7 protein-coding genes are annotated in these 5,643 nt (G+C 66.7%); 3 read left to right on the forward strand and 4 right to left on the reverse strand.

The window, feature by feature from the left end; translation table 11 throughout:
- Positions 1-37 precede the first annotated feature (37 nt).
- The gene (locus tag QOD90_RS17930) at positions 38-289 is read right to left on the reverse strand and encodes a hypothetical protein (protein WP_526352102.1); all 252 of its coding nucleotides are present in this window, start codon (positions 287-289) and stop codon (positions 38-40) included.
- Between the two features lie 180 nt (positions 290-469).
- On the opposite strand from QOD90_RS17930, the gene fbaA reads away from it, so the two are divergent.
- Positions 470-1,507 (forward strand): class II fructose-bisphosphate aldolase, encoded by a 1,038-nt coding sequence (gene fbaA, locus QOD90_RS17935; RefSeq protein WP_526352104.1) that lies wholly within the window; start codon positions 470-472, stop codon positions 1,505-1,507.
- A gap of 64 nt (positions 1,508-1,571) precedes the next feature.
- On the opposite strand, the gene QOD90_RS17940 is transcribed toward fbaA, so the two are convergent.
- Positions 1,572-2,291 carry an Rv0361 family membrane protein gene (locus QOD90_RS17940; RefSeq protein ID WP_526352105.1) on the reverse strand — a complete coding sequence of 240 codons (720 nt, stop codon included), beginning with the start codon at positions 2,289-2,291 and terminating at the stop codon, positions 1,572-1,574.
- 100 nt (positions 2,292-2,391) lie between these two features.
- Between QOD90_RS17940 and QOD90_RS17945 the strand changes: the two genes are divergently transcribed.
- Positions 2,392-2,808, forward strand: a complete 417-nt coding sequence (locus QOD90_RS17945) for a DUF3151 family protein (protein ID WP_526352107.1) — start codon at positions 2,392-2,394, stop codon at positions 2,806-2,808.
- Between the two features lie 28 nt (positions 2,809-2,836).
- On the opposite strand, the gene QOD90_RS17950 is transcribed toward QOD90_RS17945, so the two are convergent.
- Both QOD90_RS17950 and QOD90_RS17955 read right to left on the reverse strand, forming a co-directional pair.
- The gene (locus QOD90_RS17950) at positions 2,837-3,619 is read right to left on the reverse strand and encodes a site-2 protease family protein (RefSeq protein WP_526352109.1); all 783 of its coding nucleotides are present in this window, start codon (positions 3,617-3,619) and stop codon (positions 2,837-2,839) included.
- Between the two features lie 9 nt (positions 3,620-3,628).
- On the reverse strand, positions 3,629-4,234 hold the full coding sequence (locus QOD90_RS17955) for a peptidase M50 (protein WP_526352111.1): 606 nt from the start codon (positions 4,232-4,234) through the stop codon (positions 3,629-3,631).
- A gap of 75 nt (positions 4,235-4,309) precedes the next feature.
- Here QOD90_RS17955 and QOD90_RS17960 point away from each other — a divergent pair, with 75 nt between their 5' ends.
- A complete protein-coding gene (locus QOD90_RS17960) occupies positions 4,310-5,605 on the forward strand; it encodes an adenylosuccinate synthase (RefSeq protein WP_526352112.1) in 1,296 nt (431 codons plus the stop codon).
- Positions 5,606-5,643: the final 38 nt, after the last annotated feature.

The raw sequence follows: 5,643 nt of genomic DNA on the forward strand, positions 1-5,643 counted from the left end.
CGAGGACTTCGCCGTCGGCGACCGGGTCGCTGACCGTTTAGCTGCGCGGCTTCACGACCCTGTCTCGGCCATCCAGTATGCAGGCGATGTAGTTGCCGTTCTTGTCGAGCATGAGCGAGCCGTGCAAGACGTAGCAGCAGTCGATACCCGAGCCCCGGCCCAGCTGTGCCTTGCAGGCGTTGTAGTCGTCGATCGGCTTCGCGGCGGCGATTCCCGCCGAGCTGACGGCCATGCCCGTGGCGATCGTCGAGGCGGCAATTGTGCTGATGATGAGCTTGCGGACGTTCATGTCGACTCCCCGTGTCAGGTTGCAGCTCGTTGCTGCGGATACAGGTAGGAGCGACCAGCGCTCGCAAATCCCTCACTTTTTTCGCCGACTTCGATCGATGGTGGTGGTCGGCCTGCCGGACCAGGCGCCGTGTTGAGATACTACGAAGGAACGTCGTATCGGACTGCCAGGAGGAACCCCATGCCCATCGCTACTCCCGAGGTCTACGCCGAGATGCTGGACCGTGCCAAGGAGCACTCCTTTGCATTCCCGGCCATCAACTGCGTCGGTTCGGAGTCGGTGAATGCCGCGATCAAGGGCTTTGCGGACGCGGGCAGCGACGGTATCATCCAATTCTCCACTGGCGGAGCGGAATTCGCGTCAGGACTCGGCGTCAAGGAGATGGTCACCGGCGCGGTGGCGTTGGCCGAGTTCGCCCACGTGGTTGCCGCCAAGTACGACATCACCGTCGCGCTGCACACCGATCACTGCCCGAAGGACAAGCTCGACGGCTTGGTCCGACCGCTGCTGGCCATCTCTGCCGAGCGCGTCGCGAAGGGGCGTAACCCGCTGTTCCAGTCGCACATGTGGGACGGCTCGGCGGTGCCGATCGACGAGAACCTCGAGATCGGCAAGGAACTTCTGAAGCTCGCGGCCGAGGCCAAGATCATCCTGGAGGTGGAGATCGGCGTGGTCGGTGGCGAGGAGGACGGCGTCGAGGCGGAGATCAACGACAAGCTCTACACCAGCGCCGAGGACTTCCAGAAGACTATCGAGGCGCTCGGTGCCGGTGAGCATGGCAGGTACCTGCTCGCCGCGACGTTCGGCAACGTGCACGGCGTATACAAGCCGGGCAACGTCAAGCTCAAGCCGGAGGTCCTCAAGGAGGGCCAGGAGGTCGCCGCCGCCAAGCTCGGACTGCCCGCAGGCAGCCAGCCGTTCGACTTCGTCTTCCACGGCGGCTCCGGCTCGCTGAAGTCGGAGATCGAGGATTCGCTGAAGTACGGCGTGGTGAAGATGAACGTCGACACCGACACCCAGTACGCCTTCACCCGCCCACTGGCCGGGCACATGTTCGCCAACTACGACGGCGTGCTCAAGATCGACGGCGAGGTCGGCAACAAGAAGGTCTACGACCCGCGCAGTTACCTGAAGAAGGCGGAGGCATCGATGTCCGAGCGCGTCGTCGAGGCGTGCAACGACCTGCACAGCAGCGGCCGCTCGGTCTCCGCCGGCTAGCCCCTCCCGCGATTTGTGTGTCCGAACCCGCGGTGAGCGCGGGTGCGGACACACAAATCCACGGCTATTGGGGGGCTTGGCAGATCTTCCACTGCTCGTCGCGGAACTCCAGATCGAAGCTCCGCGTCGAGCGGGTCGACGGGTCGAACGCCATGAACGAGGTGACGTTGGCCTCGGCGTGGGAATCGTGGACGACGACCTGATCGATGCTCGCGACGATCGGGTACTGCCTCGCCGCGGCCACCCGCGAGTGGATGTCCTTCCACTGCTTGTCGTCGTACCGGATGTAGCTGTCGGCGGTTTCGCCGCACGTGATGGTGCGCAGGGTGGAGAGGTCACCCCGCTGGATCGCGGTGTCGAAGTTCTGGATCGTCGTGCGCACCATGTCCTCCTGCGACACCGCCGGCGCATCGTCGCGCGACAGCAGCACCGTGCCGAGGATGGCGACGGCGGCCAGCGCGGCGATGACGAGCACCAGTGCGATCACCCAGCCCCAGCTGCGCCGACGGCGTGGTGGCTTCTGCGGGTCGGTTCGGCCGGGAATCAGTTGGGGCGCAACGGGTCCAGCCTGCGGCGGGAAGATCTCGGTGGCCGGCTCCTGCGCCCTCTCGATGATCTGGGTCTTGCCCGCGTCCATCCCCGAAGGAGCGGTGAATCTGCGCTCGGGTTGCTCGGCTTCCGCCGCTGCGGCCAGAGCGACCGGGTCGATCACCTCGGTCTCAGGGGAGGACGCATCCTCCGCGACCGGCTCGTCGTTCTCGTCCGTCCCCGATGGGTTCGACATTCGTGCCTCAGTCCTCCCTCGCGACTACTGCAGAGCTTATCCACTCCGCGCGGCGAAGCCTGACGGCGGCGGCGTGGGATCCGCACGGCACAATAAGCGGATGACTCACATGGGCGATCTGCTGGGGCCTGATCCGGTCCGGCTCCCTGGCGACACAGAGGCCGAGGCCGAACTGGCCGCAGGCGAGAATCCGGCCATCGTCGCTGCCGCTCATCCGTCGGCCTCGGTGGCGTGGGCGACCCTGGCCGAGGAGGCGCTCGCCGACGACAAGGCGGTCACGGCGTACGCCTACGCGCGCACCGGCTACCACCGCGGTCTCGATCAGCTCCGTCGCAACGGCTGGAAGGGCTTCGGTCCCGTGCCGTACGCGCACGAAGCCAATCGCGGCTTCCTGCGCTGCGTGGCGGCACTGGCCCACGCCGCGGATGCCATCGGAGAGACCGACGAGTACCAGCGGTGCCTCGACCTTCTCGACGACTGCGATCGGTCGGCGCGCGGAGAGCTGGGACTCGCTTAGCGCGGGTTCTGCCGGATGGCCTCGCCGGTCAGAACCAGGCGGACCAGAACCGCGTGAGCTGAGCCCCGAGCGGCCACAGTCCGCCAGGCACACCGGACAGGTCGACGAACCAGGACACCAGGGAGAAGAACCACTGGTTCAGCATCGGAGCCATCAGCAGGACGAACAGGATGATGAAACCCCATTGTTTGACGGGGGCCAGCTGGCGCTGGGTCTCCGGCTTGAGATGCGGTTCCAGCGCGCCGTAGCCGTCAAGGCCGGGGATCGGCAGGAGGTTGAGCAGCAGAGCCGTCACCTGAAGGAAGCCGAGGAACGCCACGCCGGCCCAGAACACCACGTGTTCGGGACTCCAGAACGCGCCGGTGATCACCAACAGCACGATCGCGAGTACGACGTTGGCGAACGGACCGGCCAGGCTGACCGTCGTGCGCTGCCGCTTGGTCATCGACCAGGTGCGGACGTACACCGCACCGCCAGGAAGCCCGATTCCGCCGAGTGCGATGAACAGTACCGGAATGCCAAGTGACAGTAGTGGATTCGAATACTTCAACGGGTTGAGCGTCAGGTAGCCGCGCACCTCGACGTCGTGGTCGCCGTAACGCCAGGCCGTGTAGGCGTGGCCGAACTCGTGGAGGCACAGCGACACCAGCCAACCGAACACGACGAAGACGAACACCCCGACGTAGGACAGCGGCGAGCGGGGTTCGTCGGCGAGCCAGGCGACTACTCCGCCGACGGCCGTGATCGCCACGATCGCGAGGAAGACCGGGCTGGGCCGCACCGACTGGCGCAGAGGACGGACGTTGCTCACTCCACGAAACTACGTGACGCAGAGCCAGCCCTTGGTGTTGCGGTAAAACGTCGACCTTCGTGCCGGTCGGGCAGCAGGCACGCCGTCGCGCACCACCAGCACGCCGGTGGTGCCGAGCTGCGCGGCGCGGCCGGTGACCCACCTCCGCGGCCGCATCCGACCGGTGAGCACGCTGGCGCGCAGCCCAGGCAGTTCGGCCGTCGGCTCGATCCGCACGCCCGTCACCTTGCCGTCGAAGAGCAGCGTGTCGTCGACGACGGCCTCCCCGGCGACGGCACTCGATTCCTCGCCTGGCGGTAGCCAGAAGGCCACGCTGACCAGCACGGCGCCGGTCTCGTCGCGGATCAGCGGGACCCGTCGGGCCGCCGCCCGCCGCGCCCGCCGCGCTGTCCATGGCCGTCGGACGAAGGCGACCTCGACGTCGAGCCGGTCGGTGCGCAGAAGCCGGGCCAGCACGACCGCGAGGTCCGCGGGGGTGCCAAGCACGATCAGCCTGCGGGCCCCCGGGGTGGCGTCGACGTCGGTCGGCTCGGCGATCTCGACGACGGCGAGGCCGGAGAGGGCGCGGGGCACACGTCGCCCGCCGAAGCACAGGACAACTGTGTCTGGATTCACCTGCTTGGGATCTTCTCGGATAGGGTGTGTCACCGGCTGTCACAGTATTCGAGGCAGATGAGCAGGAGAAACGTCATGCCGGCAATCGTCCTCATCGGCGCCCAGTGGGGCGACGAGGGCAAGGGAAAGGCCACCGATCTTCTCGGTGGCCGTGTCCAGTGGGTTGTTCGCTACCAAGGTGGGAACAACGCCGGGCACACCGTCGTCCTCCCCAACGGTGAGAACTTCGCCCTTCACCTCATACCGTCGGGCATCCTGACCCCCGGCGTCACCAACGTCATCGGCAACGGTGTCGTGGTGGATCCCGGTGTGCTGCTCACCGAACTCAAGGGACTCGAGGACCGCGCCGTCGACACGTCGGGTCTGTTGATCTCCGCCGACGCGCACCTGCTGATGCCGTATCACGTGGCCATCGACAAGGTGACCGAGCGGTACATGGGCAACAAGAAGATCGGGACGACGGGCCGCGGTATCGGGCCCTGCTACCAGGACAAGATCGCGCGCATCGGCATTCGGGTCGCCGACGTGCTGGACCCCGACTCGCTGACCCAGAAGGTCGACGCCGCACTGGAATTCAAGAACCAGGTGCTCGTCAAGATCTACAACCGCAAGGCACTCGACCCGCACGAGGTTCGTGACGCGCTGCTCGAGCAGGCGGAGGGGTTCAAGCACCGCATCGCCGATGCCAGGCTGCTGCTCAACGCCGCGCTCGACAACGGCGAGACCGTACTGCTGGAGGGCTCGCAGGGCACGCTGCTCGACGTGGACCACGGGACGTATCCCTATGTGACGTCGTCGAATCCGACGGCGGGCGGCGCGGCCGTCGGCTCGGGCATCGGGCCGACCAGGATCACTGCGGTGCTGGGAATCCTGAAGGCGTACACCACGCGCGTCGGGTCGGGTCCCTTCCCGACGGAACTCTTCGACGAGTTCGGCGCGTACCTGTCGAAGACCGGCGGCGAGGTCGGCGTCACCACCGGACGGGCCCGCCGCTGCGGCTGGTTCGACGCCGTCATCGCCCGCTACGCCACCCGCGTCAACGGGATCACCGACTACTTCCTGACCAAGCTTGACGTGCTGTCGAGCCTCGAGACCGTGCCGGTTTGCGTCGGCTACACCGTTGATGGCAAGCGCACCAACGAAATGCCGATGACCCAGAGCGACATCGCCCGCGCCGTGCCGGTCTACGAGGAACTGCCAGGGTGGTGGGAGGACATCTCCGACGCGCGCGAATTCGACGATCTGCCCGCAAAGGCGCGCGACTACGTGCTGCGGTTGGAAGAGCTTGCCGGCGCTCATGTTTCGTGCATCGGCGTCGGGCCGGGCCGCGATCAGACGATCGTGCGCCGCGACATCCTGGCTGCCAAGTGAGCGAGGCGGCCGACGAGCGCTCGCGCGAGGAGCAGACT

This window comes from Mycobacterium sp. (genome assembly GCF_032161845.1).
Taxonomy (GTDB): Bacteria; Actinomycetota; Actinomycetes; order Mycobacteriales; family Mycobacteriaceae; genus Mycobacterium.